At 65.0% G+C, this 25,098-nt stretch carries 28 protein-coding genes; 15 read left to right on the top strand and 13 right to left on the bottom strand.

Translation table 11 applies throughout. From position 1 onward, the window contains the following. Nucleotides 1–383: 383 nt before the first annotated feature. Genes GOACH_RS24700 through GOACH_RS02980 form a run of 4 tightly spaced genes read left to right on the top strand, consistent with a single transcriptional unit; the run spans nt 384 to nt 4,390 of the window. Complete coding sequence (locus tag GOACH_RS24700) at nt 384–1,847, top strand: ATP-binding cassette domain-containing protein (protein WP_005170334.1); 1,464 nt, start codon at nt 384–386, stop codon at nt 1,845–1,847. Beyond that, nucleotides 1,844–2,641 (top strand): ABC transporter permease, encoded by a 798-nt coding sequence (locus GOACH_RS02990; protein WP_005170333.1) that lies wholly within the window; start codon nt 1,844–1,846, stop codon nt 2,639–2,641. The genes GOACH_RS24700 and GOACH_RS02990 overlap by 4 nt, the downstream gene beginning before the upstream one ends. Continuing rightward, a complete protein-coding gene (locus GOACH_RS02985; protein ID WP_005170332.1) occupies nt 2,641–3,489 on the top strand; it encodes an ABC transporter permease in 849 nt (282 codons plus the stop codon). The genes GOACH_RS02990 and GOACH_RS02985 overlap by 1 nt, the downstream gene beginning before the upstream one ends. Nucleotides 3,490–3,535: 46 nt before the next feature. Then, nucleotides 3,536–4,390, top strand: a complete 855-nt coding sequence (locus GOACH_RS02980) for a glycosyltransferase family 2 protein (RefSeq protein ID WP_005170330.1) — start codon at nt 3,536–3,538, stop codon at nt 4,388–4,390. A 6-nt stretch (nt 4,391–4,396) separates the two neighbouring features. Here the strand turns inward: GOACH_RS02980 and GOACH_RS02975 are convergent, their stop codons facing one another. Beyond that, complete coding sequence (locus GOACH_RS02975) at nt 4,397–5,263, bottom strand: glycosyltransferase family 2 protein (RefSeq protein WP_040517511.1); 867 nt, start codon at nt 5,261–5,263, stop codon at nt 4,397–4,399. A 133-nt stretch (nt 5,264–5,396) separates the two neighbouring features. Here GOACH_RS02975 and GOACH_RS02970 point away from each other — a divergent pair, with 133 nt between their 5' ends. Continuing rightward, nucleotides 5,397–5,753 carry a GNAT family N-acetyltransferase gene (locus GOACH_RS02970; RefSeq protein WP_040517664.1) on the top strand — a complete coding sequence of 119 codons (357 nt, stop codon included), beginning with the start codon at nt 5,397–5,399 and terminating at the stop codon, nt 5,751–5,753. A gap of 382 nt (nt 5,754–6,135) precedes the next feature. Here the strand turns inward: GOACH_RS02970 and rpsQ are convergent, their stop codons facing one another. Genes rpsQ through rpsJ form a run of 11 tightly spaced genes read right to left on the bottom strand, consistent with a single transcriptional unit; the run spans nt 6,136 to nt 11,442 of the window. Next, complete coding sequence (gene rpsQ / locus GOACH_RS02965; protein WP_005170322.1) at nt 6,136–6,426, bottom strand: 30S ribosomal protein S17; 291 nt, start codon at nt 6,424–6,426, stop codon at nt 6,136–6,138. Then, nucleotides 6,423–6,656, bottom strand: coding sequence for a 50S ribosomal protein L29 (gene rpmC, locus GOACH_RS02960; RefSeq protein ID WP_005170321.1), 234 nt, complete (start codon nt 6,654–6,656; stop codon nt 6,423–6,425). Before rpmC ends, rpsQ begins: the two co-directional genes overlap by 4 nt. Continuing rightward, nucleotides 6,656–7,072 carry a 50S ribosomal protein L16 gene (gene rplP / locus GOACH_RS02955; RefSeq protein ID WP_005170319.1) on the bottom strand — a complete coding sequence of 139 codons (417 nt, stop codon included), beginning with the start codon at nt 7,070–7,072 and terminating at the stop codon, nt 6,656–6,658. The genes rpmC and rplP overlap by 1 nt, the downstream gene beginning before the upstream one ends. Before the next feature lie 3 nt (nt 7,073–7,075). Further along, entirely contained in the window at nt 7,076–7,888 is an 813-nt protein-coding gene (gene rpsC / locus GOACH_RS02950) for a 30S ribosomal protein S3 (protein WP_005170317.1), read from the bottom strand. A 2-nt stretch (nt 7,889–7,890) separates the two neighbouring features. Further along, nucleotides 7,891–8,301 (bottom strand): 50S ribosomal protein L22, encoded by a 411-nt coding sequence (rplV, locus tag GOACH_RS02945; protein WP_005170314.1) that lies wholly within the window; start codon nt 8,299–8,301, stop codon nt 7,891–7,893. After that, the gene (gene rpsS, locus GOACH_RS02940; protein WP_005170311.1) at nt 8,301–8,582 is read right to left on the bottom strand and encodes a 30S ribosomal protein S19; all 282 of its coding nucleotides are present in this window, start codon (nt 8,580–8,582) and stop codon (nt 8,301–8,303) included. Before rpsS ends, rplV begins: the two co-directional genes overlap by 1 nt. 18 nt (nt 8,583–8,600) lie before the next feature. Further along, the gene (rplB, locus tag GOACH_RS02935) at nt 8,601–9,437 is read right to left on the bottom strand and encodes a 50S ribosomal protein L2 (protein WP_005170308.1); all 837 of its coding nucleotides are present in this window, start codon (nt 9,435–9,437) and stop codon (nt 8,601–8,603) included. Between the two features lie 29 nt (nt 9,438–9,466). Continuing rightward, nucleotides 9,467–9,772 (bottom strand): 50S ribosomal protein L23, encoded by a 306-nt coding sequence (gene rplW / locus GOACH_RS02930; RefSeq protein WP_005170305.1) that lies wholly within the window; start codon nt 9,770–9,772, stop codon nt 9,467–9,469. A gap of 2 nt (nt 9,773–9,774) precedes the next feature. Next, a complete protein-coding gene (gene rplD, locus GOACH_RS02925; protein ID WP_005170302.1) occupies nt 9,775–10,461 on the bottom strand; it encodes a 50S ribosomal protein L4 in 687 nt (228 codons plus the stop codon). Beyond that, on the bottom strand, nt 10,458–11,117 hold the full coding sequence (gene rplC / locus GOACH_RS02920) for a 50S ribosomal protein L3 (RefSeq protein WP_005170300.1): 660 nt from the start codon (nt 11,115–11,117) through the stop codon (nt 10,458–10,460). Before rplC ends, rplD begins: the two co-directional genes overlap by 4 nt. A gap of 19 nt (nt 11,118–11,136) precedes the next feature. Then, nucleotides 11,137–11,442 carry a 30S ribosomal protein S10 gene (gene rpsJ, locus GOACH_RS02915; RefSeq protein WP_003938093.1) on the bottom strand — a complete coding sequence of 102 codons (306 nt, stop codon included), beginning with the start codon at nt 11,440–11,442 and terminating at the stop codon, nt 11,137–11,139. A 505-nt stretch (nt 11,443–11,947) separates the two neighbouring features. Here rpsJ and GOACH_RS02910 point away from each other — a divergent pair. Genes GOACH_RS02910 through GOACH_RS02900 form a run of 3 tightly spaced genes read left to right on the top strand, consistent with a single transcriptional unit; the run spans nt 11,948 to nt 15,500 of the window. Further along, complete coding sequence (locus tag GOACH_RS02910) at nt 11,948–12,715, top strand: succinate dehydrogenase cytochrome b subunit (RefSeq protein WP_005170203.1); 768 nt, start codon at nt 11,948–11,950, stop codon at nt 12,713–12,715. A 1-nt stretch (nt 12,716) separates the two neighbouring features. Beyond that, entirely contained in the window at nt 12,717–14,732 is a 2,016-nt protein-coding gene (locus tag GOACH_RS02905) for a fumarate reductase/succinate dehydrogenase flavoprotein subunit (RefSeq protein WP_005170201.1), read from the top strand. An 18-nt stretch (nt 14,733–14,750) separates the two neighbouring features. Continuing rightward, complete coding sequence (locus GOACH_RS02900) at nt 14,751–15,500, top strand: succinate dehydrogenase/fumarate reductase iron-sulfur subunit (RefSeq protein ID WP_005170199.1); 750 nt, start codon at nt 14,751–14,753, stop codon at nt 15,498–15,500. A 96-nt stretch (nt 15,501–15,596) separates the two neighbouring features. Here GOACH_RS02900 and GOACH_RS02895 read toward each other — a convergent pair whose 3' ends face one another. After that, nucleotides 15,597–17,132: an anion permease gene (locus tag GOACH_RS02895; RefSeq protein ID WP_005170196.1), complete on the bottom strand. Its 1,536-nt coding sequence runs from the start codon at nt 17,130–17,132 to the stop codon at nt 15,597–15,599. Nucleotides 17,133–17,168: 36 nt separating this feature from the next. On the opposite strand from GOACH_RS02895, the gene GOACH_RS02890 reads away from it, so the two are divergent. The 7 genes from GOACH_RS02890 to GOACH_RS02860 all read left to right on the top strand — a co-directional run bounded on the left by GOACH_RS02890 (nt 17,169) and on the right by GOACH_RS02860 (nt 25,011). Continuing rightward, nucleotides 17,169–17,678: a hotdog fold domain-containing protein gene (locus GOACH_RS02890; protein WP_005170194.1), complete on the top strand. Its 510-nt coding sequence runs from the start codon at nt 17,169–17,171 to the stop codon at nt 17,676–17,678. A gap of 81 nt (nt 17,679–17,759) precedes the next feature. Next, nucleotides 17,760–19,562: an N-acetylglutaminylglutamine amidotransferase gene (locus GOACH_RS02885; RefSeq protein ID WP_005170192.1), complete on the top strand. Its 1,803-nt coding sequence runs from the start codon at nt 17,760–17,762 to the stop codon at nt 19,560–19,562. Nucleotides 19,563–19,573: 11 nt separating this feature from the next. After that, entirely contained in the window at nt 19,574–21,613 is a 2,040-nt protein-coding gene (locus tag GOACH_RS02880) for a S9 family peptidase (protein ID WP_052003893.1), read from the top strand. An 8-nt stretch (nt 21,614–21,621) separates the two neighbouring features. Beyond that, complete coding sequence (locus GOACH_RS02875; protein WP_040517659.1) at nt 21,622–22,320, top strand: GntR family transcriptional regulator; 699 nt, start codon at nt 21,622–21,624, stop codon at nt 22,318–22,320. Nucleotides 22,321–22,472: 152 nt separating this feature from the next. Beyond that, complete coding sequence (locus GOACH_RS02870) at nt 22,473–23,144, top strand: FadR/GntR family transcriptional regulator (RefSeq protein ID WP_005170189.1); 672 nt, start codon at nt 22,473–22,475, stop codon at nt 23,142–23,144. Next, the gene (locus tag GOACH_RS02865) at nt 23,141–24,259 is read left to right on the top strand and encodes an acetamidase/formamidase family protein (protein ID WP_005170188.1); all 1,119 of its coding nucleotides are present in this window, start codon (nt 23,141–23,143) and stop codon (nt 24,257–24,259) included. Before GOACH_RS02870 ends, GOACH_RS02865 begins: the two co-directional genes overlap by 4 nt. After that, nucleotides 24,259–25,011 carry a YoaK family protein gene (locus GOACH_RS02860; RefSeq protein WP_005170187.1) on the top strand — a complete coding sequence of 251 codons (753 nt, stop codon included), beginning with the start codon at nt 24,259–24,261 and terminating at the stop codon, nt 25,009–25,011. Before GOACH_RS02865 ends, GOACH_RS02860 begins: the two co-directional genes overlap by 1 nt. Nucleotides 25,012–25,098: the final 87 nt, after the last annotated feature.

The raw sequence follows: 25,098 nt of genomic DNA, 5'->3' as shown, positions 1-25,098 counted from the left end.
CATGCATCCCGCTCACGAATATCCGTCTTTCGAACCCTTTTGGCGACAACGTCCTCAAGAGATTCAGAGCACACCACCGCACAGGGAGTTCTGGGCGTCGGTCTCCCTGCTACTCCCCTAACACGTCGTTCAGCGCTTACCTCGCGTTACACGGAAGACGATTCTGTGAAATCGTGTCACCAGTCGCGAGACACGCCGCCCACATGTAACGGGTAGCTTTCGACCGGCGGTCAAATAGAGGAGGATAGTCGCACTCGGTCGGATCTCACGATTCGACCGGGCACTCCTGATCCGCGGTCATGCGATTGCGTAGGGTCATGAGCGCGGGCGAAGCCATACAGCGCCAGTCCCCCTGACGGCGTGCATTAGAGCTGAGGAGACCGATGCCAGAGCAGTCGCGCGGCCGTCACGCAGCGCCCGATCCGGTGACCGCGAACGACGGGTATCTGCTGCCATCGTTGCGCGCTGGCGGTGGCGATGGCTGGCCCGCGCGCGGCGACGCACGGGCCGAGAGTACCGAGGGAGCACTCGGCCGCCACGCAGCTGTTGATGGTAGTCCCGCATGGACTCCTCCAATTACCGCGAGCACCAGCACCGAAACCCCGAATGGCACTCAGCACCTGAACGGCACCGAGTGCGCTGGGTCGTTACATCCGCCCACGCCAACGTCTCAGTCGAGACACCCCCAGACAACAGCGGATCTGGCCGTTGTCGACACAGTCGGTCGCGGATGGCGCACCACGAGCCATTCCGATTGGCCCGCCCCGCCGGCATCGACAGGGTATGCAGAGAGCAGGCAGCCCACATCGTCCACACTGACGGTCGAGTCGGCTCCGCCAACGGTGTCCTCAGAGTCCACGATGGCCGCTCGGATACCCACTCTGACCTCTTCCGCTATCGAGGTGTGCAACCTCCGGAAGGTGTTCGGAGACAACGTCGCAGTCGATGACGTGAGCTTCTCGGTGCCCGCAGGCAAGGTTCTCGCGGTGCTCGGGCCGAACGGCGCGGGCAAGACGACCACGGTCAACATGTTGTGCACACTCCTCAAGCCCGACGGGGGCTCAGCGACCGTTGCCGGCCACGACATCAGCGCCGACCCCGCAGGTGTGCGCCGAGCGATCACGCTCACCGGACAATTCGCTGCGCTCGACGAGGCCCTCAGCGGTCGCGAGAACTTGGTGCTCTTCGGCCGGCTCCTTGGCCTCGGTAAGAAGCGAGCGACCAAACGCGCGGTGGAGCTCCTCGAGATGTTCGGGTTGACCGGAGCAGCCGACCGCAAGGTTCACGAGTACTCCGGGGGCATGCGACGTCGGATCGACATCGCATGCGGCCTGGTCACGTCTCCTCAAGTGGTGTTCCTCGATGAGCCGACCACCGGGCTCGACCCGCGCAGCCGACACGAGGTCTGGTCTCTGGTCTCGCGCCTGCGTGACTCGGGAGTGACGACGCTGCTCACCACGCAGTACTTGGAGGAGGCCGACGTGCTCAGTGACAGCATCGTCGTCATCGACCACGGTCGGGTCATCGCCGAAGGTACGTCGGACGAACTGAAGTCTCAGACCGGCGGGACCGTCTGCGAGGTGACGCCGACCTTCAGCGAGGACATCCCGCGGTTGACCGAGCTGCTCTCCGATCTCATCCGCAGGTCCAGAAACGCACTCCATGCCAACGGCGACGAAACCGACTCGATCGCTGTACCTGCCCCTGACGGCACGCATACCCTCGTGGAAGTGGTCCGCCGTTGCACTGTGGCCAAAATTGAACTCTCGGACGTCGTGATCCGCAAGCCCTCACTCGACGAGGTCTTCCTGGACCTCACCTCGCCTACGCAGGATGTGGACGGGTGACCGCTATCGAGCCAGGACTCGGAGCAGGCGTCGCCGCGTCGCCTCGCGCCGTCGAGCAATGGTGGGCGCTGACGTCTCGGGGCCTCATGGGGATCATCCGAACGGGTGAAATTGCCTTTTCGCTCATCGCACCCGCACTGTTCGCGCTGTGCTTCTACCTTCCGCTGCGCACCATCATGAACCAGTACCCAGGGATGAACTACGCGCAGTATCTCATGCCGATCATCGCACTTCAGTCGATGGGTTTCGCCGCTACTTCGGCGGCGATGCGGTCGGCCACCGACACCGATGCCGGCATCAACCGCCGCTTCCGTGCGATGCCGATTCCGTCAGCGATTCCGGTATTAGCGCGAACCTCAACGAACATCGTTTTACTCGTTGTGGCGCTGATATGTGCATGCATAGCTAGCCTGATCATCGGGTGGCGCCCCGTTGAGGGTGGCCAGGGCGTCGGGCTCGTCGTCCTATCGCTCGCGATCGGTTTGTTGTTCGTGTTGTTGGCAGACGCTGTTGGCGCCGTCGCGCCAAGCCCCGAGGCGACCAGTCAGATCCTTGGTCTACCTCTGCTCATCTTCGGAATGCTCTCCACGGGCTTCGTTCCGGAAACACAGTTCCCCGAATGGATACGCCCTTTCGTGCGTAACCAGCCCTTCTCGCAGCTCACAGGTGCCATGCGTAGCCTCAACGACGGGACGGCCACCTGGAGCACGTTGTTTCCGGCGTTCGCGTGGATGGCGGTTTTCGCCGCCCTGTGTGTAGTCCTGTATATGCTCGCCAGACGAAAGCTCGGATGATGACCACCGCCAAAGCGGTCAGCGCACACGGTTTCGTCGGGCCTTCTGTGCACGACGAGGACACAGAGCGCTCGGTACGCGCGTTCGTCGACCAGACCCGCGCACTCACAGGCCGCCAGTTGTCGGTGTGGTTTCGCGATCGCTCGACGATGCTCCAGAGCCTCATCGTCCCGGTCATCAGCATGGTGATGTTCAAAGTCGTCCTCGGCGACACGGTTGGCGCCGCGACCGGCCAGGACAGCGCCTTTGGCACCGTTCCACTGGTGATCCTGCTGGGTGCGATGTTTGGTTCCATGGCGGCAGGTGTCCGACTCAATCTCGAGTCGGGTACCGGTCTGCTCGCCCGGCTTTACGTACTTCCGATCCACCGCAGCGCCGACCTCGCCGCACGGGTGTGTGCCGAGTTGACCCGGATACTGCTGACGACGCTCATCCTGCTTGCTGCCGGCTATCTTATTGGTTTCCGCCTGAACCAAGGCGTGTTCCCTGCAATCGGCATTGTGCTGATCGCGCTGGTCTACGGGATCGCGTTCTCGACGATGGTCCTGGCGCTCGCGGTAAACTCACCCGCGAAAGCGCCACTGGTTCCGCTGCTTTCACTCATTTCAACGCTGCTCATGTTTTTCAACTCCGGCTTCGCACCTGCGGACACATACCCTGGGTGGCTCCAGCCGATAGTCAACAATCAGCCGATGTCACCCGCAATCGAGGTCATGCGTGCACTCGCAGCTGGGGGCCCCATCACGGAGAACCTGATCAAAACGCTCGTTTGGGCTGGGGTGATGGTCGGGGTGTTCTTGTACCCCGCGATTCGCGGATATCGAAAAGCGGCCACTCGCCGTGGGTAGCGTTCGTTAGCGTCGAACAGGTACGCACCGCGAGGCAGGAGCAGCTGTGACCATCTCACTAGTCATCCCAGCATTCAACGAGCAAGACAACATCGCCTCTTGTCTCGACCACGCGCTAGCTCAGTCGCCTCCGTTCGACGAGATCATCGTGGTCGACAACACGTCGACCGACGACACGCTCGTCATCGCGCAGCGCTACGCTGCCGACCATCCCGGAATTCGGGTCATCGAGGAACGACGCCGGGGTGTTGCCTTCGCCCGACGGACAGGATTCGACTCAGCACATGGCGACATCATCGGGAGAGTCGACGCCGATGTACGGATGAGTCCCGGTTGGACTCAGAGCGTGTCCGACTCACTCTCCGACGGACGTTGGGCGGCAGTCACCGGAGTCACGATGTTCTACGACGCCCCCGCTCAGGATGCGTTCACCGCGGCGTTTCTGTGGACCATGCGGATTCAAGGCAAAGGCAACGGTGGTCCGACCCCAGCGATCATCGGGGGCAGTATGGGAATCAGGGGTGACGCGTGGGCACGGGTTCGCGACTCTGTGGTCGCGCACGACCTGCCTGGCACCCACGAGGATCAGGTGATCAGCCAAGCACTCCGCGATGCCGGCCTCACGATGTACTTCAATCCGTCGATGCATGCACTCACCTCGCCGCGGCGCGCGCTGATTCCTCCTCCCAAAAATCTCCGATCGTTGGCCACCGGCATCGCAACGGCGGCCAAGAGCGGCCACTACGTCGATGCAACACTCAGAACGGTCGCCGCTCCCTTCAACTTCTTGTTCTTGACGATTCTCTGGCTCATCATCCGCCCCTGGGATCCGATTGCTGAGAAGTGGCGCCCCGCAAGACTCTTCACCACCTCGCACGATCGAGCCTCGCCTATTACCTAGCTCGCGTCACCGTTCTGCGGTCACGAGTGGCCTGCGCCGCTCCAGAGTCCGGAACAACCGCTGGGGCCGCCAGTTCTCTTGCACATCGTCCCACGGCCGAAAAACCAACCACATCGCCGTGAACGTCGCTATCCGAAACGGCAGTTCTGCTGTCATCATGAGTTCTACACGTCGATCGCCTCGCGCTCGCGCGGTCCGGATCCCCCCGAGTATGTAACTTCGATTTGCCCACGGGGAGTGCCGGAGTTGACGACACGATGCAGCGACCGCGACAGCTGGATCGAAATAGCGTCGCAGGCCCCGATCTCTCAGTGCGAGTGCGAGATCGAGGTCTTCCCAGATGTCCGCGCGATCGGTCAGGTCATCGCGAACCTGCAGCCAGGCCGCCGCGCGCAGTGCGTAATTTGGACCGTGTATGCCCTCGATATCACCGCCCTCAGCCAATTTGCCCATGCCTGCCGCACTCACCTTGCGTTGCAGCTCGTACGATGGGCCGTCCCACATGATGACCGGCCCGGTCACTGCGGCGTGGTCCCGACCACGCTCACTGTCGAAGAACCGGACGATCGACTCCGCCCATGTCGAACTCACGAGCGTATCGGCGTCAGTCTTGGCGATGATGTCCGACGATGCGGCGTCGAACCCACATCTGCGGGCCGCGACGACGCCCTTCGTCGGTTCGTTGATCAGCCGTACTCGGTCCCCGTACTCGGCGATGTACTCGCTGACGACGTCAGCGGTGCGATCCGTTGATGCGTTGTTGACCACGATGATCTCGCCGATCGGTTGAGTCTGCTCAAGCAGGTGATCAAGACACATCCCGATCGTCTCTTCCTCATTGAAAGCAGGAACTACGACGGACAGGGTGCTCATACAAGTCTCCATCCCACGACGATTCTTTTCCCCGCCCTTCCACCACACTAGTGGGACACTCACGGCCGTGAGCAACGGTGACGTGCGCGAGCAGACGGGTGCCGACATGACCCGACGGCCTACCCTCGAACCCATGACAACCGACAAGACCGGAGCCGAGACCAACGTCAGCCATCTCGCTGACGAGAACCGCTATCAGATCAGCGTCGACGGCCGCGTCGCCGGACTCACCGCCTACCGCGACCGCGATCACGACGGTACGGCCGAGCGCGTGTTCTACCACACTGAAGTCGGCCCGGACTTCGGCGGGCGCGGCCTGGCGACGATCCTGGTGCGCGAGGCACTCGACGACTCCATCGCCGCCGGGAAGCTGATCGTGCCCGTGTGCCCGATGGTGCGCCACTTCCTGACCGAGCACGCCGATTATGCGGCCAAGTCCCGCAAGGTCACCCCAGACGACATCAATTGGATCGAGTCGGTTACCTCGTAGCCGCAATCGGGTCGAAAGTCCCTGTTTCGACACCGGTCGTCGCCCATATTCTTGTCCTGTGAGCGGGGGTGGACGACCGCTCACTACGACGGTCGAGCAGCTCACCGGCCACCTCTCCGGGTGAGCAGCGGCGCACCGGTCACCGACCCGCTCGACTTTCCAGTCGGGCGGGTCGAGTCGTTTCCGGGGAGGCGTCGCATCTCTGTCGATGGGCAGCGCAGATCGCGCCGACAGCACGACAGGACCCTCAATGACATTGCGCTACACAACAGCCAGCGACTGCCGTTTACACAACCGCACTACATACGACAGCACTAGACACGGCTGTGGCCCGCCCCCTTTCCGGGGGCGGGCCACAGTCGTTGTCTGGCAGAGACGGCTCTTACTTGGCCTTCTCCAGCACCTCGACGAGACGCCAGTGCTTGGTCGCGGACAGCGGGCGGGTCTCCATGATCCGCACGCGGTCGCCGACGCCGGCATCGCCCTTCTCGTCGTGGGCCTTGACCTTGCTCGTGGTGCGGATGATCTTGCCGTACAGCGGGTGGCGCGTACGATCTTCCAGCTCGACCACGATGGTCTTCTGCATCTTGTCGCTGACGACGTAACCGATGCGCTCCTTGCGACGGTTACGCTCCTGCGTCTGGGTTTCGGTCACCTTCTGGTCCTCACTCATGCGTCATCACCATCCGGTCCCGACGCCAGACCCAGCTCACGCTCGCGCATCACGGTGTAGATGCGCGCGATCTCGCGACGCACGGTCCGCAGACGACGGTTGTTGTCGAGCTGGCCGGTGGCCATCTGGAACCGAAGGTTGAACAGCTCTTCCTTCGACTCTTTGAGCCGGTCGACCAGGTCGGTGTCGGTGAGCTCACGAAGCTCAGCCGCTGCAACTCCGAGTGCCATCAGAACTGCTCCTCTCTGGTCACGATCCGGGTCTTGATGGGCAGCTTGTGCTGCGCGCGGCGCAGGGCCTCGCGAGCGGTGTGCTCATCCGGGTAGGTCATCTCGAACAGCACGCGACCCGGCTTGACCGGGGCGACCCACCACTCGGGCGAACCCTTACCGGAACCCATGCGGGTCTCGGCGGGCTTCTTGGTCAGCGGACGGTCGGGGAAGATGTTGATCCACACCTTGCCGCCACGCTTGATGTGCCGGTTGATGGCGATACGAGCGGACTCGATCTGACGGTTGGTGATGTAGGCGCTCTCCAGAGCCTGGATGCCGTAGTCACCGAACGTCACCTTGGTGCCGCCCTTGGCCTGGCCCTTGAGGCTCGGGTGATGCTGCTTGCGGTGCTTGACCCGACGAGGGATCAACATGCCTCAGCCCTCCTGCTTTTCTGCTCCGGCGCCGGCGCCAGCAGTTGCCTCGGCAGGAGCCTCCGCTGCCCGACCTGCGTCGGTGCTGGTGGCCGTGGTGCCCGAGGCACCGCTGCGGCGAGGACGGCTGGGACGACGCGGACGACGATCCTCGGCTGCCGGCGCTGCTGCGGACAGCTCACGCTTGCCACCGACGATGTCACCCTTGTAGATCCAGACCTTCACGCCGATGCGGCCGAAGGTCGTCTTGGCTTCGTAGAGTCCGTAGTCGATGTCGGCGCGCAGCGTGTGCAGCGGCACGCGACCCTCGCGGTAGAACTCACTGCGGCTCATTTCTGCTCCGCCGAGGCGACCCGAGCACTGGACCCGGATGCCCTTCACGTTCGGCTGACGCATCGCCGACTGGATCGCCTTGCGCATCGCGCGACGGAACGCCACGCGGTTGCTCAACTGCTCGGCGACGCCCTGGGCGACGAGCTGTGCCTCCGACTCCGGGTTCTTCACCTCGAGGATGTTCAGCTGGACCTGCTTACCGGTCAGCTTCTCCAGGTCACCGCGGATGCGGTCGGCCTCGGCGCCACGGCGTCCGATGACGATGCCGGGACGAGCCGTGTGGATGTCGACGCGGACGCGGTCACGCGTACGCTCGATCTCCACCTTGGCGATGCCTGCGCGCTCGAGCCCCGTCGAGAGGAGCTTGCGGATGGCGACATCTTCTTTCACGTACTCCGCGTACTGCTTGTCGGCGTACCACCGCGAACTCCAGTCGGTGGTGATGCCCAGACGGAAGCCGTGCGGGTTGATTTTCTGGCCCACTGTCAGGCTCCCTTCTTCTTCGGCTGACGCGACCGGCCGCGTGCGGACGATGCCTTCTCGGGAAGACTCTCGACCACAACAGTGATGTGGCTGGTGCGCTTGCGGATTCGGAACGCGCGACCCTGAGCACGCGGCTGGAACCGCTTGAGCGTCGGGCCCTCGTCGGCGAACGCGGTCGCCACGACCAGGGTCCGGCGATCCAGATCCAGGTTGTTCTCGGCGTTCGCGACAGCGCTGGCGAGAACCTTGTAGACGGGCTCCGACGCCGACTGCGGTGCGAACCGCAGGATGTCGAGCGCCTCGTCGACGTTCTTGCCGCGGACCAGGTCGAGTACACGACGGGCCTTCATCGGCGTCACGCGAACGAACTTGGCGGTCGCTTTCGCGGTGGGATTATCGGTCTGCGTAGTCATTACCGGCGCTTCGCTTTCCGGTCATCCTTGATGTGACCCTTGAAGGTACGGGTGGGGGCGAACTCGCCCAGCTTGTGCCCGACCATCGACTCCGAGACGAACACCGGCACGTGCTTGCGACCGTCGTGGACGGCGAAGGTGTGACCGATGAAGTCGGGGATGATGGTCGAACGGCGCGACCAGGTCTTGATGACCTGCTTGGTGCCCTTTTCGTTCTGCGTGTCCACCTTGGCAAGCAGGTGGTCGTCGACGAACGGGCCCTTCTTGAGGCTGCGTGGCATTCTCTAACTCCTCCCTGCTTATCGCTTGTTCTTGCCGGTGCGACGGCGCCGGACGATCAGCTTGTCGCTGGCCTTGTTCTTACGGGTGCGGCCCTCGGGCTGACCCCACGGGCTGACCGGGTGGCGACCACCGGAGGTCTTGCCCTCGCCGCCACCGTGCGGGTGGTCGACCGGGTTCATCACGACACCGCGGACGGTCGGGCGCTTGCCCTTCCAGCGCATGCGGCCGGCCTTGCCCCAGTTGATGTTGCTCTGCTCGGCGTTACCGACCTCGCCGACGGTTGCGCGGCAGCGCACGTCGACGCGGCGGATCTCGCCGGACGGCATACGGAGGGTCGCGTAGGCGCCCTCCTTACCGAGGAGCTGGATCGACGCACCCGCGCTGCGGGCCATCTTCGCGCCGCCACCGGGGCGCAGCTCGACGGCGTGCACCTGGGTACCGGTCGGGATGTTGCGCAACGGCAGGTTGTTGCCGGGCTTGATGTCGGCGGCGGGGCCGCTCTCCACGACGTCGCCCTGCGACAGACCGCGCGGTGCGATGATGTAGCGCTTCTCGCCGTCCACGTAGTGCAGCAGTGCGATGCGTGCGGTGCGGTTCGGGTCGTACTCGATGTGAGCGACCTTGGCGTTGACGCCGTCCTTGTCATTGCGACGGAAGTCGATCAAGCGGTATGCGCGCTTGTGACCGCCGCCCTTGTGCCGGGTGGTGATCCGACCGTGTGCGTTACGTCCGCCGCGACCGTGCAGGGGACGAACCAGCGACTTCTCGGGGTGGTCGCGGGTGATCTCGGCGAAATCGGCGCCGCTCGATCCGCGACGACCCGGGGTCGTCGGCTTGTACTTACGAATAGCCATGAGTTCTCAGTCCTTCTCTGGAGTCCCGGTCAGCCGACCGGACCTCCGAAGATCTCGATGGGCTTGCTGTCAGCGGTCAACGTGACGATCGCGCGCTTGGTGGACTTGCGCTGGCCGTAGCCGAAGCGGGTGCGCTTGCGCTTGCCCTGGCGATTCGCGGTGTTGACGTTCGAGACGGTCACATCGAAGATCTGCTCGACGGCGATCTTGATCTGTGTCTTGTTCGAGTCCGGGTGCACCAGGAAGGTGTAGACGTTGTCCTCGATGAGTCCGTAGGACTTCTCCGAGATCACCGGCGCCAGGATGATGTCACGCGGGTCAGCCTGCGTAGCCATGCTCAGGCCTCCTCTGTCTCAGTGGCGACGGACTTGGCCGTCGACGTGTTCTGTGCGATGAACGCGTTGAGCGTCTCGACGCTGAACACCACTTCGTCCGACTCGAGGACGTCGTAGGTGTTGAGCTGATCGGGAGCGATCGGCAGAACGTTCTGCAGGTTCGCAACGCTCTTCCACGCGGTCAGGTCCTCACGGCCGAGCACGACGAGGAACTTCCGTCGGTCGCTCAGTGCCTCGAGGAACTGCCGAGCGCTCTTGGTCGACGGCGCCTGGCCTGCGACGAGCTCGGTGATGACGTGGATGCGCTCGTTGCGAGCACGATCACTCAGCGCGCCGCGCAGTGCGGCTGCCTTCATCTTCTTGGGGGTGCGCTGGCTGTAGTCGCGCGGCTGCGGGCCGTGCACGGTGCCACCACCGGTGAACTGAGGTGCGCGGGTCGAACCCTGGCGGGCGCGACCGGTGCCCTTCTGGCGGTACGGCTTGGCGCCGCCACCGCTGACCTGTCCACGGGTCTTGGTTGCGTGTGTGCCCTGGCGAGCGGCGGCCTGCTGGGCCACCACGACCTGGTGCATCAGCGCGATGTTCGCGGGTGCGTCGAAGATCTCGGCGGGCAGGTCAACGGTTCCGTTGGTCGTGCCGTCGGCGGTCTTGACGTCCAGCGTCAACTTCGTTGTGGTTTCGGTGCTCACTTGGTCGCACCACCCTTCACAGCGTCACGGACGACCACGATTCCGCCCTTGCGGCCGGGGATGGCGCCCTTGATCAACAGCAGACCGGCCTCGGCGTCCACCTTGTGGACGGTGAGGTTCTGCGTGGTCACGGTGTCGTTACCCATGCGACCGGCCATCCGCATGCCCTTGAAGACACGACCCGGGGTGGCGCAGCCACCGATCGAGCCGGGGGCACGGTGCACGCGGTGCGCGCCGTGGCTGGCCCCGAGGCCGGAGAAGCCGTGGCGCTTCATCGCGCCGGCAAATCCCTTGCCCTTGGAGGTACCGGTGACGTCGACCAGCGCGCCGTCGGCGAAGATCTCGGCGGTCAGTTCCTGACCGACCTCGAACTCACTGGTGTCGGCGACACGGATCTCTGCCAGGTGGCGACGCGGCGTGACGCCTGCCTTCGCGAACTGGCCTGCGACCGGCTTGGTCACCTTGCGGGGATCGATCGCACCGTAGGCGAGCTGCACGGCGGTGTAGCCGTCGCGGTCTGCGCTACGGAGCTGGGTGATGACGTTCGGACCCGCCTGGATGACGGTGACCGGAACGACACGGTTGTTCTCGTCGAAAACCTGGGTCATGCCGAGCTTGGTGCCCAGAATTCCCTTGGTTGCGCTCTGATTGCTCATGATTCTCTTCGCCCCCGCCCTACTGGATGTTGACGTCGACACTCGCCGGAAGGTCGATACGCATGAGCGCGTCGACGGTTTTCGGCGTCGGGTCGAGGATGTCGATGAGTCGCTTGTGAGTACGCATCTCGAAGTGCTCGCGGCTGTCCTTGTACTTGTGCGGCGAGCGGATGACGCAGTACACGTTCTTTTCGGTGGGCAACGGCACCGGGCCGACGACGCGTGCACCCGTACGGGTCACGGTCTCCACGATCTTGCGCGCCGAAGCGTCGATCGCCTCGTGGTCGTAGGCCTTGAGCCTGATGCGGATCTTCTGTCCCGCCACGCTGTGTCCTCTTCCGTCAGTTGTTCTCGACAGACAAACACCGCGCACCTGGGGCCGACACGGGTCGGCGGGCACATAGATCACCGCGTGAGAGTCGGGGATCGACGCTGTTCATCTGTCGTTGTACGTTGGCTCGTCGCTGGTACGAGCCGGTTTGCTCCGGCACCCGCGGTCGGGCGTGTCGAGGCCGTGGACCGGATTCGGCGCACGCGTTACACGCCCTCGGTCCGATGTACGGGGTCCGAACTCGGGGCCTTGGGAGTCATTCACCTGATCGGGGCCGCAGTGAAACCACGTCCACCGGTCAAGGCAACCCGACAAGTATGCACCAGGTCGGGTGCGAGATTCAAACTGCGCCTGCACGCGGTCGGAACCAGATCATCCAATCCCGGTTGCGCAACGATCGCCACATCGCCGAGCAGTGCGCGTCGCAACCTCTTACGCTCGGCGACAGGGACCCCGACATTCGGCCTGCCAGCCCCTTGGCCTACGACTAGGTCTGCCCATGAGCACACTCAATCCTCCACGTCCGGACAAGCCGGCGGCAGTCGGCACGCCCCGAGCGGTCACGCCGATGCCGACAACGCGTCGCCCGCGCCCGAGCAACGTCACACTCAAGGTCACGATGGCTCTGACGGGAACGGTGTTCGCGCTGTTCGTGCTGGTGCACATGATCGGCAACCTCAAGGTCTACACCGGCGCAACCCACTTCGACGACTACGCCCACTGGCTGCGCACGCTCCTCGAACCGCTACTCCCCTACGAGGGGATGCTCTGGATCTTCCGTGTGGTCCTGGTGGGGTGCCTCGTGCTTCACGTAGGTGCGTCGACCGTCTTGATCGGGCGTTCCCACCGGGCGAAGGGTCGCTTTCGGCGCAAGGGCATGAGCCTCAAGCGACTCCCCGCAACCCTGATACCCTACACGGGCCTGGTGCTGCTGGTGTTCATCGTCTTCCACATCCTCGACCTGACAACCGGTACGAGACCCGCGGCCACTGACCACTTCGTGAGGACGACCGAGACCAGCTCGCACGCCTATCACAATCTCGTCGAGAGTCTGCAGCGGTGGCCGGTCGCGACCTTCTACATCGTTGTGATGGTGCTGCTCGGCATCCATCTCGTGCACGGCCTGTGGAGTGTGGTCAACGATCTCGGTGCCACGGGCCACCGCACGCGACAGATCGGCGCGGTCATCGCGCTCGTGGTCGCCGGGGCGGTCATGGCCGGCAACATCTCGATCCCGATCGCGGTCCTCGCGGGTCTGGTGAGCTGACATGAGACGCACGGCACCCGACACCACAACACCCGACGTGAGGCCGGCCGAGTCCGCTGGACGCAGCTCGTCCCCCGACATCGACGCACTGCGCAGCATCGGTATCGACCTCACCTCCGGTGTGCCCGACGGCGATCCCGCGACGGCCTGGCAACGTCGGCGCGACGCCTACAAACTCGTCGGACCACTCAACCGGCGTAAGTTCACCGTGATCGTGGTCGGAACAGGACTGGCAGGCGCCGGGTGCGCCGCGGCACTCGGCGAGCTCGGCTACAACGTGTCGTCCTACACCTTTCACGACGCCCCGCGCCGCGCACACAGCGTCGCCGCGCAGGGCGGCATCAACGCGGCACGCGCACGCAAGGTCGACAACGATTCGCTGCACCGATTCGTCGTCGACACCGTCAAGGGTGGCGACTTCCGTGGCCGCGAGGCAGACGCATTCCGTCTCGCAGAGGAGTCGGTGCGCGTCATCGACCATCTCAATGCGATCGGTGCCCCGTTCGCCCGCGAGTACGGCGGGTCGCTGGCCACCCGTAGCTTCGGTGGCGTGCAGGTCTCGCGCACCTATTACACGCGCGGCCAGACGGGCCAGCAGTTGCAGGTCGCGGCGTCGCAGGCACTGCTGCGCCAGGTGTCCGCCGGGACCGTCACGCTGCACACGCGGCAGGAGATGCTCGACCTCATCGTCGCCGACGGTCGGGCGCAGGGCGTCGTCGTCCGCGACCTGATCACCGGGGAGATCACCGCGGAGACCGCCCACGCCGTCGTGCTCGCGACCGGCGGCTACGGGACCGTGTACTTCCAGTCGACGCTCGCGCGCAATTGCAACGCGACGGCGTCGTGGCGGGCACATCGTCGCGGAGCGCTCCTGGCCTCGCCGTCGTTCATCCAGTTCCACCCGACCGCGCTGCCGGTCAGTGCCGAGTGGCAGTCCAAGACGACGCTCATGAGTGAATCCCTGCGCAACGACGGCCGTATCTGGGTGCCGAAGAAAGGACACGACGACCGCGCTCCAGGCGACATCCCCGACGCCGAGCGCGACTATTACCTCGAGCGTCGCTACCCCGCCTACGGCAACCTCACCCCGCGCGACGTCGCCTCGCGGGCGGCCGTCACCGAGATCAACAGCGGGCATGGCGTCGGACCGCTGCACAACAGCGTCTATCTCGATTTCGCCGATGCCCTCGCCCGCCTTGGCAGAGCGACGATTGCCGAGCGCTACGGCAACCTGTTCTCGATGTACCACGACGCGACCGGCGAAGACCCGTACGAGGTTCCGATGCGCATCGCTCCCGCAGCGCACTTCACCATGGGCGGGTTGTGGTCGGATTTCGACCAGATGTCCTCGATCCCCGGACTGTTCGTCGGCGGAGAGGTCGGCTGGGGCTATCACGGCGCCAATCGTCTCGGCGCGAACTCGCTGTTGTCGGCCTGTGTCGACGGCTGGTTCACGCTCCCCTATTCGGTGCCGAATTACCTTGCGCCTCTCCTCGGTGAGGCACCGCTGCCGCTCGATCACGAGGCTGTCGGGGAGGCCGTGACATCGGTGCGCGACCGCATCTCCCGTCTGATCGCCGTCGACGGCACCACCGGACCCGACCGCTTCCACCGCAGACTCGGCGAGATCCTCTATCGCGGATGCGGGGTCATGCGCAGCGCGGAGTCGTTGACCACCGCGCTCGGCGAGGTCCGCGAACTGCGGGACGAATACTGGTCGGACGTGCGGGTCGTCGGAAGCGGCGCGCAGTTCAACCAGGAACTCGAACGCGCAGGCCGCGTCGCCGACTTCATGGAACTCGCCGAGGTGATGTGCCTCGACGCCCTCGACCGCGACGAATCGTGTGGCGCCCACTTCCGCGTCGAACACCAGACCGCGCAGGGCGAGGCCCTACGTGATGACGAACACTGGACGTTCGCATCGGCGTGGGAAACGACGCCGAGCGGCGAGCAGATACGTCACCGCGAGCCACTCACCTTCACCGCGGTGCCGTTGCAGACACGAAACTACAAGTGACAGTCGAGGAGTGACGCCATGAAGCTCACCATCGAAGCCTGGCGGCAGGCCGACGCCGACGCCGACGGTCGCTTCGAGACCTACGTGATCGACGACGCCACCGCCGAGATGTCGCTTCTCGACGTTCTCGATCGCCTCAACGACCACCTCGTCGACCAAGGCGAATCGCCGATTGCATTCGACTCCGACTGCCGCGAGGGTGTCTGCGGCGCGTGCGGGATGATGGTGAACGGCCGCCCGCACGGCCCGACACCGAACACGCCGTCGTGCAGACAACACCTGCGACACTTCGACGGAGTCTCACATCTCAAGCTCGAACCGTTGCGCGCCAACAGCTTTCCCGTGGTGCGCGATCTCGTCGTCGACCGTTCCGCGCTCGACAGGGTCATCGAGGCGGGCGGCCACGTCGCCGTCGCCGCAGGCCAGGCCCCCGACGCCGATGCCGAACTCGTCGACAAGGACACCAGCGAGAAAGCCCTCGACTACGCGGCGTGCATCGGGTGCGGGGCGTGCGTCGCCGCCTGCCCGAACGGCGCGGCCCACCTGTTCGCGGGCGCCAAGCTGCTCCACCTCGCGGCTCTGACGCAGAGCAAGAAGGAACGCGGTCGGCGCGCCCACGCCATCACCGGACAGATGGAGCAGGACTTCGGCCCGTGCTCCACCTATGGCGAATGCGCCGACGTCTGCCCGGCGGGCATCCCGCTCGACGCGGTGGCAGGCGTCAACCGCGAGGCCCTACGATTCGGCTTCCGCCGCAAGGCGGACTGAATATCCGAGCCGCAAGGCGGACTGAATATCCGAGCCGCAAGGCGGATTGAATACTCGAGCCGCAAGGCGGACTGAACAGCCCGCGTCGAATCCGCCTCACCAGATCCCGATCAGCTTCATCCACGGCGCGCCGATGGCGGTCCAGATGATGATGTTGACCACCGACATCAGGAAGCCGACCCGGAACCACTCGCTGGTCTTGATGTATCCCGACCCGTACATGACGCCCGCTGGTCCCGACGAGTAGTGGGCGAGGCCGCCGAAGAGGCTGCCGATGAAACCGAACACCAGCGCGCTGAACAGTGGTGGCGCACCAGTCGCCACGGCGGCACCGAGGAACACCGCGTACATCGCGACGATCTGCGCGGTGTTCGATGCGAACAGATAGTGCACGTAGAAGTACACGAGCGTGAGAATCGCGAACGCCACGATCCACGGCAGACCGTCGACACTGGAGGCCACCTTGTCGCCCACCCAGTCGATGACCTTGAGTTTGCGCAGTTCGTCGGCCATCGCGACGAGCACACCGAAGAAGATCAGCGTCTGCCACGCACCGGTGTCGGTGACGAGATCCTTCCACGTCAGCACCCCGGTGACGAGCAGTATCGCGATGCCTGCGAAGGCGGTGGTCGTCGCGTCGACGTTGAGCTGTTTGCCCAGACACCACAGGACGAGGAGCAGCACGAACGTCGCCGCCAGAATCCACTCGTTGCGCGTCATCGAACCGCTCTTCTTCAGTTCGTCGCGGGCGAGGGCAGGCGCCTCGGGAGTCTTCTTGAGTGTTGGCGCGTAGATCTTCGACATCACCCACGGAGTAGCGACGAGACTGACCAGACCGGGGACGATCGCCGCGAGTGCCCAGTTGCCCCAGGTGATCTCGATGCGCATCTTCTCCGCGGCCTCCTGCGCCAGCGGATTGCCTGCCATCGCGGTGAGGAACATGGCCGACGTGACGACGTTGACCTGCAGGGCGGTCAGCATCAGGTAGGCGCCCAGTTTGCGCCGCGAGGCGTCGGTTGTCGGTGTCGAGTCGACCAGTTCGGCGAGTGATCGCACGATCGGGTAGATCACACCGCCTGCGCGTGCGGTGTTCGACGGCGTCGCGGGCGCGAGGATGAGATCGGCGAGGCCCATCCCGTAGGCCAGGCCGAGACTCGATTTGCCGATGGCCCGCACGAAGATCAGCGCGACCCGGCGCCCGAGACCCGTCACGATGAACGCCTCGGCGATGAAGAACGATGCCACGATCAGCCAGATGGTCGTGTTCGAGAAGCCGGCGAGCGCCTCTTTGGGTGACATGGTTTTCGTGACCATCGCCAGCGCGACCCCGATGATCGCCACCGATCCCGTCGGCAGGGGCTGCAGGATCAACCCGAGGATCGTCGCGACGAAGATCCCCAGCATGTGCATGCCGTTGGGGTCGACGCCGTCGGGAGCCGGGATGACATAGATGATCACGCCGACGATCAGGGGGATACCTCCGCGCCACCACAACGGGCTGAAGTGGACATGGTGCGGGTGGTCGTGGTGATCGCTGTCGGTGCCGGTAGGCGAGGCGTCGGGCGTGTCGCTGTTGTCGGTGTGGGCCTGCGGGTCGGCGGGCTGTGGGTCCTTCTCCGAAGGAGGTGTCACCTCATCAAGGTTCCTCGTCCGGGTAGCATCCGGGCAATGTCCGACGCCGAATCGTCACCTTCGCCGACCCACTCGTCCTCACCGACGTACGCCCTGCGACGCAGGCTCCCCGACAACGTGCTGGGAAGAACACTGTTCTCGCTGGGTATGTCCGTGCGGGTGCCCTATTTCGGCACCATCCTCCCCTACGTCGAACAGATGCAGCCGGGCCTGTGTCGGGTGAGCGCCCCCAAGTGGTTCGGCGTGTACAACCACATCCACACCTTCCACGCGATCGCAGCCTGCAATCTCGCCGAGGTCGCGATGGGCATGCTGATGGAGGCGACGACACCGACGACACACCGCTGGATCCCCAAGGGCATGACGGCGTCGTATCTGACGAAGGCGACGACGCGACTGACCGCCGTTGCGACGCTTGCCGAACCCGTGGACTTCGCCGCCATCGACAGCGGCCGCGACGTCGTGGTCTCGATCGCCATCACCGACACGCGCGGTGTTGAAGTCGTGCACTGCGAGATCACGACGTGGGTGACGCTGACCTCGTGACCTGCACCACCGCTCGCCCTGCCGGGCCGTTGCGAAACTCATAGGCTTGGACACGTCAAGCAACCGAGAGGACTGACCTACATGTGTGGCATCTGCGGTGAAATCCGGTTCGATGGTTCGGCGCCCGACGCCTCGGCCGTCGACACCATGACCTGCTCGATGACCCGTCGTGGTCCCGACGGTTCCGGACTGTTCGTCAAGGGCTCCGTGGCCCTCGGCCATCGACGGCTCAAGATCATCGACCTCTCCGAACGCGGCGCGCAGCCGATGGTCGATTCCGAACTGGGCCTCGCAATGGTGTTCAACGGCTGCATCTACAACTACAAGGAATTGCGCAGCGAACTCGAGGGCCGGGGCTACCGCTTCTTCTCCCATGCCGACAGCGAGGTGATCATCAAGGCGTTCCATGCGTGGGGTACCGACTGCGTGGATCATCTGATCGGAATGTTCGCCTTCGCTGTCGTCGACACCGACTCGGGTGTGGTCACGCTCGCGCGCGACCGGCTCGGCATCAAACCGCTCTACCTGTCGGAGACTCCGGGACGTCTGCGCTTCGCGTCGTCGTTGCAGGCACTGCTGCGCGCCGGTGACGTCGACACCTCCCTCGATCGCGTTGCGCTGCACCACTACTTCAGCTTCCACGCGGTGGTCCCGGCGCCGCACACCATCTACAACGGTGTCCGCAAGCTGCCGCCGGCCACGGTCCGCGTGATCCATCCCGACGGCCGCAGCACCGAACGTCATTACTGGGAGCCGGTTTTCGCACCCGACCCCAGCCGCGCGGACTGGGATGCGGTGCGCTGGCAGGACGAATTGATGGACTCACTGCGCACCTCTGTCCGACGCCGCATGGTCGCCGACGTCCCGGTCGGCGTGCTGCTCTCAGGCGGTATCGACTCCTCGTTGGTCGTTGCGTTGCTCGCCGAGCAGGGTCAGCAGGATCTCGCCACCTTCAGCATCGGATTCGATTCCGCTGGTGGCGAATCGGGAGACGAGTACGCCTACTCGGACCTGATCGCCGACACCTTCGCCACCGACCATCACAAGATCCACATCGGCACCGATCGCCTCCTGCCCGCGGTGCCGGACACGATCGCGGCGATGAGTGAGCCGATGATCAGCCACGACTGCGTCGCGTTCTACCTGCTTTCTCAGGAGGTCAGCAAGTCCATCAAGGTCGTGCAATCCGGGCAGGGCGCCGACGAGATCCTCGGTGGCTATTCCTGGTATCCGCCGTTGCAGGGCATCGCGCGCGAGGAGACCACCAAGGCCTACCGCGAGGTCTTCTTCGACCGCTCGCATGCCGCCATCGGCGCACTCCTCAACGATCAGTACCTCCTCGGCGACAGTGACTACGACCCCAGTTGGGAATTCGCCCTCGCGCACCAGTCCGCACCGGGCGCCGACTCGGCGGTCGACGCCGCGCTGCGTCTCGACACCACGGTCATGCTCGTCGACGATCCGGTCAAGCGTGTCGACACCATGACGATGGCGTGGGGACTCGAAGCGCGTGTGCCGTTCCTTGACCATCAGTTCGTCGAACTCGCGGCCACGTGTCCGCCCGATCTGAAGCTGAACCCGAGCGGCAAGGGCGTGCTGAAAGAGGCATCCCGAAAGCTGTTGCCCGCGGCGGTGATCGACCGGACCAAGGGATACTTCCCTGTCCCTGGTATCCGGCACCTCGAGGGCGGAGTGCTCGATCTGGTCACCGATACCCTGCGCGCGCAGTCGGCGAAAGACCGTGCCCTGTACCGACCCGAGACCCTCGACCGCCTCTTCGCCGACCCCAATGGCACCCGCACCACCCTGGATTCCAACGAGTTGTGGCAGCTCGCAGTACTCGAGATGTGGTTGCAGACAATGGAAGACATCACGGCACGGTGAGCGCGGACGACATCACCGACACAGCCCTGTCGAGCAATGAGGTCACCGAGGAGACGCCGCTCGTCAATTTCGACGACCGCGGTTGGCACACGTATGGTCCGTCGGTCTCGCCGGACGGCAGGGCATTCGCCTACATCGTCGACGACGGCGCTGGTTATCCGCGAGCGGCTCAGCGCGTGTTGTCGCCGGAGGGAGTCGGCGAGCTGCGCTGGGTCAGTGTTCCCGCCACCGGACCCGTCCGCAAGCTCGTCCATTCCATGGACGGCGAGTGGCTCGCCGTGGAGCTGGCACCGAGTGGCGGTGAGCATCACCAGGTCTGGGTCGTCACCACGGATCCCGACGACAACCGATCACACCGCATCGGAAGCAATCGCCAGGAGACCGAGTCCGATTGGTCCAATCGGGCGACACTCGGCTCGCGACGCTCGTTCGGCACGGTCTCACTTGTCGGATGGGACACCGACTGGGTGCTCATCACTGCGACGACCCCCGACGGCACGGCGTATTCGGTTCGCGCACATCCCGGTACGGGAGCCACCGAGATCCTCGACGTCCGGGTCGGCGGCGCACTGATCGACTCGTGGAAGGGTGCGGCACTGCTGCGCGTCGGCCCGCGCGGCTACCGCGACATGCTGCTGCTACGGCGGCGAGACCCCGACACCGACGCCGACTCCGATGAGATGGAGATGTCGACGATCCTGCCCAACGACCCCGGCTCGGTGACCGACCAGGGCTACATCCTCGACCAGGGATTCGATCACCCGTCACTCGTGTTCGTCGGCCCCCCGCAGGATTCCCACCGCGACCTCGACAGCGTGCAGGCCCTGGTGACGAGTGACTTCGACGCCAAGTTCCCGCGTCTGCTCGGCGTCGAGGTCTCCAAGACAGGTAAGCGATTCCGGGTCCTCGCGCAGCGCGCGGGTGCCGGGCTCGACGAGTTCGCCGTCAGCAACGATCAATCGACGGTCGCGATGCTCTGGAATGTCGGTGGGCGCAGCGAACTGCAGATCCTCACACTGCCGGATCAGACTCTGCACGACCCCATCCCGCTGCCCGGCGACGTCGCGTCGGATCTGTCGATCAGCGCGGCGGGCACGATCGTGGCGCTGACGGTCTCATGTCCGCAGCACTCCCCGCTTGTACACCTCGTGCACACCCCGACGAGCACCGTGACGCCCATCCGCGACGACGTCATCACCGGCAGCGGACCGTCGTCGGCACTGCGGCCCGAATATCGTGAGTTCTCCGCGCGCGACGGGATGCCGTTGTCCGGCTGGCTGTATCGCGCCGCGAACTCCGACTCCGACGCCGGCCCGCCGCCGTGTCTGTTGTATTTCCACGGCGGCCCGGAGGCGCAAACACGCCCCGACTACCAGTTCCTGTTCGGGCCGCTGGTCGACGCCGGGATCTCGGTCTTCGCCCCCAACGTGCGCGGTTCGTCGGGTTACGGGCGTCTGTTCTCGCACGCCGACGACCGGTACGGGCGCTACGCGGGTATCGACGACGCCGCCGACTGCGCGGCGCACCTGGTGTCGTCGCAGATCGCCGACAAGGACCGCCTCTACGTGTCGGGCCGCTCCTACGGCGGCTATCTCACGTTGGCGGCGTTGACATTCCACCCCGAGGTGTTCGCGGCCGGTATCGCGATCTGCGGCATGAGCGACCTCGAGTCGTTCTTCCGCAACACCGAACCGTGGATCGCCGTAGCCGCATACACCAAGTACGGACACCCCGAATCCGATCGCGAACTCCTACGCGACCTCTCCCCCATCCACCGCATCGACGACATCACCGCACCGCTGCTCGTCGTCCACGGCGCCCACGACACCAATGTTCCGGTCAGCGAGTCGCAGCAGATGGTCGACGAGCTACGCGCCCGTGGGGGGATCGCCGAACTGTTGATGTTCCACGACGAGGGGCACGAGATCGTCAAGCGCCATAATCAGCAGCGACTCACCGAGGCTGTGGCGCAGTGGATCACGCGGCACCCCTCGGCATCGAGGGCACATCGAGAGGTTCGTGAACGCAAACAGGGGCACACGGCGCCGTGAGCGGCAACATGACCAACCGCCTGCTCGCCCAACTGGCCGAGACCCGCTCGGGCAACGACCGCGCCAACGTGCTCGAGGAGTTGCGTCGACTGATTCTGTCGGGCGGCGCACCTCCCGGTACGCAGATCATGCCCGCCGACATCGCCGACACCTTCGGCGTCAGCGCGATTCCGGTGAGGGAAGCGTTGAAAACACTCGTCGGCGAGGGACTCGTCGACCACCAGCGCAACTCGGGGTATCACGTCAGTCAACTCTCGCTCGACGAGCTCAAGGAGATCTACTTCGTGCGCGGAGTGCTCGAACAAGCGGCACTCGCCCGTTCGGTCGAGAAGATCACCGACGCCCAGATCGCGGCGGCCACCGAGTTCCATCACGAACTGCTCACCGCGACGAAGTTCAATGACGGCAAAGCGTTCCACGACGTGTCGCGGCGGTTCCACACCACGCTGACCGCCCCATGCGGCATGCCGCGTCTGCTCAACATGTTCGACGCGACGTGGAACCTCACCGAACCGTTCCAGGTGATGCGTTCTGTCGACGCGCTCACACAGGAGAAGCTGAACTCCGACCACGCCGACCTACTCGCAGCCTTCACCGCGCGCGATACCGCAGCCGTCCTCGACGCCGCCCGTGTGCACCACGGGCGGCTCGAGGAAGCGATCATCCAGACGAGCGCCTCACTCGGCGTGCGTCCGGAACTCGGCTGAACCCGCGCGCCCATCGGGATTCGCGCGAGTCGATTGCGATGTCCGCGAGCGTCGTGCCGTCCGCCACTCGGGCCCCGAGCGCATCGCATGGGTTACAGTTGGTCATACCAAGAGACCAGGTTTGAGAACTCACGCCCGGAACGGAGACCCCCATGCTGCGTCGCGGACACACCCTCAGCGCGAGTGCTGCGGCGTACCTGGAGGCGATGGTTGTCAACGACCTCTCGCCAGGAGACAAGCTCCCACCGGAACGGGTACTCGCCGAGAATCTCGAGGTGTCCCGGACGACGATCCGCGACGCGCTCAGCGACCTGGAGCAACGCCGTCTGGTGACCAGGACTCCGGGGCGGGGAACCATCGTCGCGCCACGCTCGGCGAACGCGACGGCGATGCTTGAGACGATGAGCACCGACGCCGAAGAAGAGCATGTGGCCGAACTGCGCAGGTTGATCGAACCGCAGGTCGCCGGCCTCGCCGCGGATCGGGCGACGTCGTCGGATCTCGTTGCGCTCGAGTCGATCCTGGCATCCACACACGCGGGGCTCGATCCCGCCGAATCGTTGGCGCAGGACGTCGCCTTTCACATGCAGCTGGCCAGAGCCGCGCGTAATCCGCTTCTTGTGTCGCTGTGCCAACTCAGTGCGGGGTGGGTACACACCGTCCGCGCACGCTCGCACGCCACCAGGGAGGGGCGGCGCAGCTCCTTCGAGGGGCACAAGGAGATCCTCGAGGCGGTACGCCTCCACGACCACGAAGAAGCAGTCGCCGCCATGACAGCGCACCTCGACGAGGTCAGGCGGCTCGTCGAACGGAGTACCTCGTGACGACCCGGCCATCAACACTTGCGCACCTGTCCAGCGCTGACCTGATCCTCGCCGCGGGCTCGGGTCCGATCAGCGGTGACGACTACCTACAGTGCAGGCCGGAGGACGTGTACTGGGGCGACCTGCCGTGTGCGGCAGACACTCCGGTGATGTCGGTGGCATCCGGCGCCACGGTCACCATCGACACCCTCAGCCACGAGGGCATTCTCGCCGACCAGGGTCGGGATCCGCTGGCCTTCTTCGGTTCACACGGCGTCGATCCCGACATGGTGCTCGACGAGGCCGTCGCCCTGTGCGCATCCGATCGGCCCCATCGCCAGGGCATCGACGGGCCGCACGTCGTCACGGGGCCGATCGAGATCAGAGGTGCCCGCCCGGGCGATCTACTCGCGATGACCGTCGTCGAAACCCGACGCCGAGTCCCCTACGGCGTCGTGTCCAACCGTCATGGCCGCGGTGCGCTGCCCGGCGAATACCCGATCGGAGGTGCCACCTACAGCGCATTCGTGACGGTGGAGGGAGACGGCGATGACGCACGCGGGGTCCTCCCATTGTCGCCGTCGAACCCTGAACCTGCCGCGCGATTCCCGCTTGCCCCTTTCCTCGGGATCATGGGCGTGGCGGCGCCGGGCGATGTCCGACCGAATTCGATCCAGCCGGGACCCCACGGCGGCAACCTCGACATCACACTGCTCACTGAGGGAGCGACCCTCTATCTGCCGGTGAACGTCGAGGGCGCACTCGCCTACGTCGGCGATCCCCACTTCGCGCAGGGCGACGGCGAGGTCGCCCTGACGGCTCTCGAAGCCTCACTGCGGGCGACGATCCGCTTCGATGTGATCCCGGCATCCGACATCGCGGCGCGGTTCGGCGAACTAATCGCGCCGGTTGCCGAGACACGGGAGTTCCTGATCCCAACCGGCCTCGACCCCGACCTGGATGTGGCCGTGCAGAATTGCGTGCGCTCGGCGATCTCGCTACTGGGTGTGCGATACGGCATGGAGGCGCCACAGGCCCTCGCCTACCTAAGTGCCGCAACGGATTTCAACATCTCCCAGGTCGTTGATCTGGTCAAGGGCGTGCACGCACGGATTCGACGATCGGATTTCGGGTGATGCCCGCCCCGCGCACCCGCGTTCCCGCGATGTCGCGTGTGTACGCGATCCCCACCGAGCGCATGCATCTGGCCCTGATGCTGGCGCTGACGTTCACCACCGGAATCAACGACGCCGTCGGCTACCTCGGACTGGACAAGGTGTTCACCGGCAACATGACAGGCAACGTCGTCATCCTCGGTATGGCGCTCGCGGGCGGTTCAGGGCTACCGATCCTCGGACCCGCGTTGGCGCTCGCAGGCTTCATGGCGGGTGCCGCAGTCGGTGGTCGGACGCTACGCCGTGCCGAGCGCAGGTGGACGCCAGGCACCACCGTTCTGTTCGCCGCGGTCTCTGCGACGATGGTCGCATTGGCCATCGCGCTGTTCATCGCCGGTGACCACCCAGAGCATGAGGTGATGCTCACGGTGACCACGATCGCGGCCGCCGCCATGGGAATTCAGGCTGCCGCGGCACGCACAGTCGCAGTCAAGGACGTGACGACCGTCGTGGTCACCTCGACCATCACCGGACTGGCCGCCGACTCCGTCTTCGGCTCTGGCCGCGGAGGGGGCACGGGCCGTCGGACCGCTGCGGTCATCTCGCTCATTGCGGGCGCAGCGATCGGCGTGGCGTTGATGCGCGTCCACATGGGCACCGCTCTCCTCGTCGCGGGCGTGGTCATCGCTGGCGTCGCCGTCGTCGGCGCCATACATGATTCCCCCGCCGGACGTCGATACCGCAGCTCCGCCGAGAAGTCCGCGTCCGACTGACACCTTCGTCGGTCACGCACGAATATATTCGGCGCGTCGTCGAATATATCTATGCGTTAATTGCCGGGTAACAAAGCGTTCTTACCT

This window comes from Gordonia aichiensis NBRC 108223 (assembly GCF_000332975.1).
In the GTDB taxonomy this organism is placed as follows: domain Bacteria; phylum Actinomycetota; class Actinomycetes; order Mycobacteriales; family Mycobacteriaceae; genus Gordonia; species Gordonia aichiensis.
The sequence above is the reverse complement of the archived record's forward strand: the minus strand, read 5'-3'. Positions and strand labels throughout refer to the sequence as shown.

What these genes read in the sequence shown, in the direction of transcription:
- GOACH_RS24700 (WP_005170334.1), top strand. Translation starts at nt 384, where the DNA reads ATGCCAGAGCAGTCGCGCGGCCGTCACGCAGCGCCCGATCCGGTGACC.
- GOACH_RS02985 (WP_005170332.1), top strand. Translation starts at nt 2,641, where the DNA reads ATGACCACCGCCAAAGCGGTCAGCGCACACGGTTTCGTCGGGCCTTCT.
- GOACH_RS02975 (WP_040517511.1), bottom strand. Translation starts at nt 5,263, where the DNA reads ATGAGCACCCTGTCCGTCGTAGTTCCTGCTTTCAATGAGGAAGAGACG.
- GOACH_RS02970 (WP_040517664.1), top strand. Translation starts at nt 5,397, where the DNA reads ATGACAACCGACAAGACCGGAGCCGAGACCAACGTCAGCCATCTCGCT.
- rpsQ (WP_005170322.1), bottom strand. Translation starts at nt 6,426, where the DNA reads ATGAGTGAGGACCAGAAGGTGACCGAAACCCAGACGCAGGAGCGTAAC.
- rpmC (WP_005170321.1), bottom strand. Translation starts at nt 6,656, where the DNA reads ATGGCACTCGGAGTTGCAGCGGCTGAGCTTCGTGAGCTCACCGACACC.
- rplP (WP_005170319.1), bottom strand. Translation starts at nt 7,072, where the DNA reads ATGTTGATCCCTCGTCGGGTCAAGCACCGCAAGCAGCATCACCCGAGC.
- rplV (WP_005170314.1), bottom strand. Translation starts at nt 8,301, where the DNA reads ATGACTACGCAGACCGATAATCCCACCGCGAAAGCGACCGCCAAGTTC.
- rpsS (WP_005170311.1), bottom strand. Translation starts at nt 8,582, where the DNA reads ATGCCACGCAGCCTCAAGAAGGGCCCGTTCGTCGACGACCACCTGCTT.
- rplB (WP_005170308.1), bottom strand. Translation starts at nt 9,437, where the DNA reads ATGGCTATTCGTAAGTACAAGCCGACGACCCCGGGTCGTCGCGGATCG.
- rplW (WP_005170305.1), bottom strand. Translation starts at nt 9,772, where the DNA reads ATGGCTACGCAGGCTGACCCGCGTGACATCATCCTGGCGCCGGTGATC.
- rplC (WP_005170300.1), bottom strand. Translation starts at nt 11,117, where the DNA reads ATGAGCAATCAGAGCGCAACCAAGGGAATTCTGGGCACCAAGCTCGGC.
- GOACH_RS02910 (WP_005170203.1), top strand. Translation starts at nt 11,948, where the DNA reads ATGAGCACACTCAATCCTCCACGTCCGGACAAGCCGGCGGCAGTCGGC.
- GOACH_RS02905 (WP_005170201.1), top strand. Translation starts at nt 12,717, where the DNA reads ATGAGACGCACGGCACCCGACACCACAACACCCGACGTGAGGCCGGCC.
- GOACH_RS02900 (WP_005170199.1), top strand. Translation starts at nt 14,751, where the DNA reads ATGAAGCTCACCATCGAAGCCTGGCGGCAGGCCGACGCCGACGCCGAC.
- GOACH_RS02890 (WP_005170194.1), top strand. Translation starts at nt 17,169, where the DNA reads ATGTCCGACGCCGAATCGTCACCTTCGCCGACCCACTCGTCCTCACCG.
- GOACH_RS02885 (WP_005170192.1), top strand. Translation starts at nt 17,760, where the DNA reads ATGTGTGGCATCTGCGGTGAAATCCGGTTCGATGGTTCGGCGCCCGAC.
- GOACH_RS02875 (WP_040517659.1), top strand. Translation starts at nt 21,622, where the DNA reads ATGACCAACCGCCTGCTCGCCCAACTGGCCGAGACCCGCTCGGGCAAC.
- GOACH_RS02870 (WP_005170189.1), top strand. Translation starts at nt 22,473, where the DNA reads ATGCTGCGTCGCGGACACACCCTCAGCGCGAGTGCTGCGGCGTACCTG.
- GOACH_RS02860 (WP_005170187.1), top strand. Translation starts at nt 24,259, where the DNA reads ATGCCCGCCCCGCGCACCCGCGTTCCCGCGATGTCGCGTGTGTACGCG.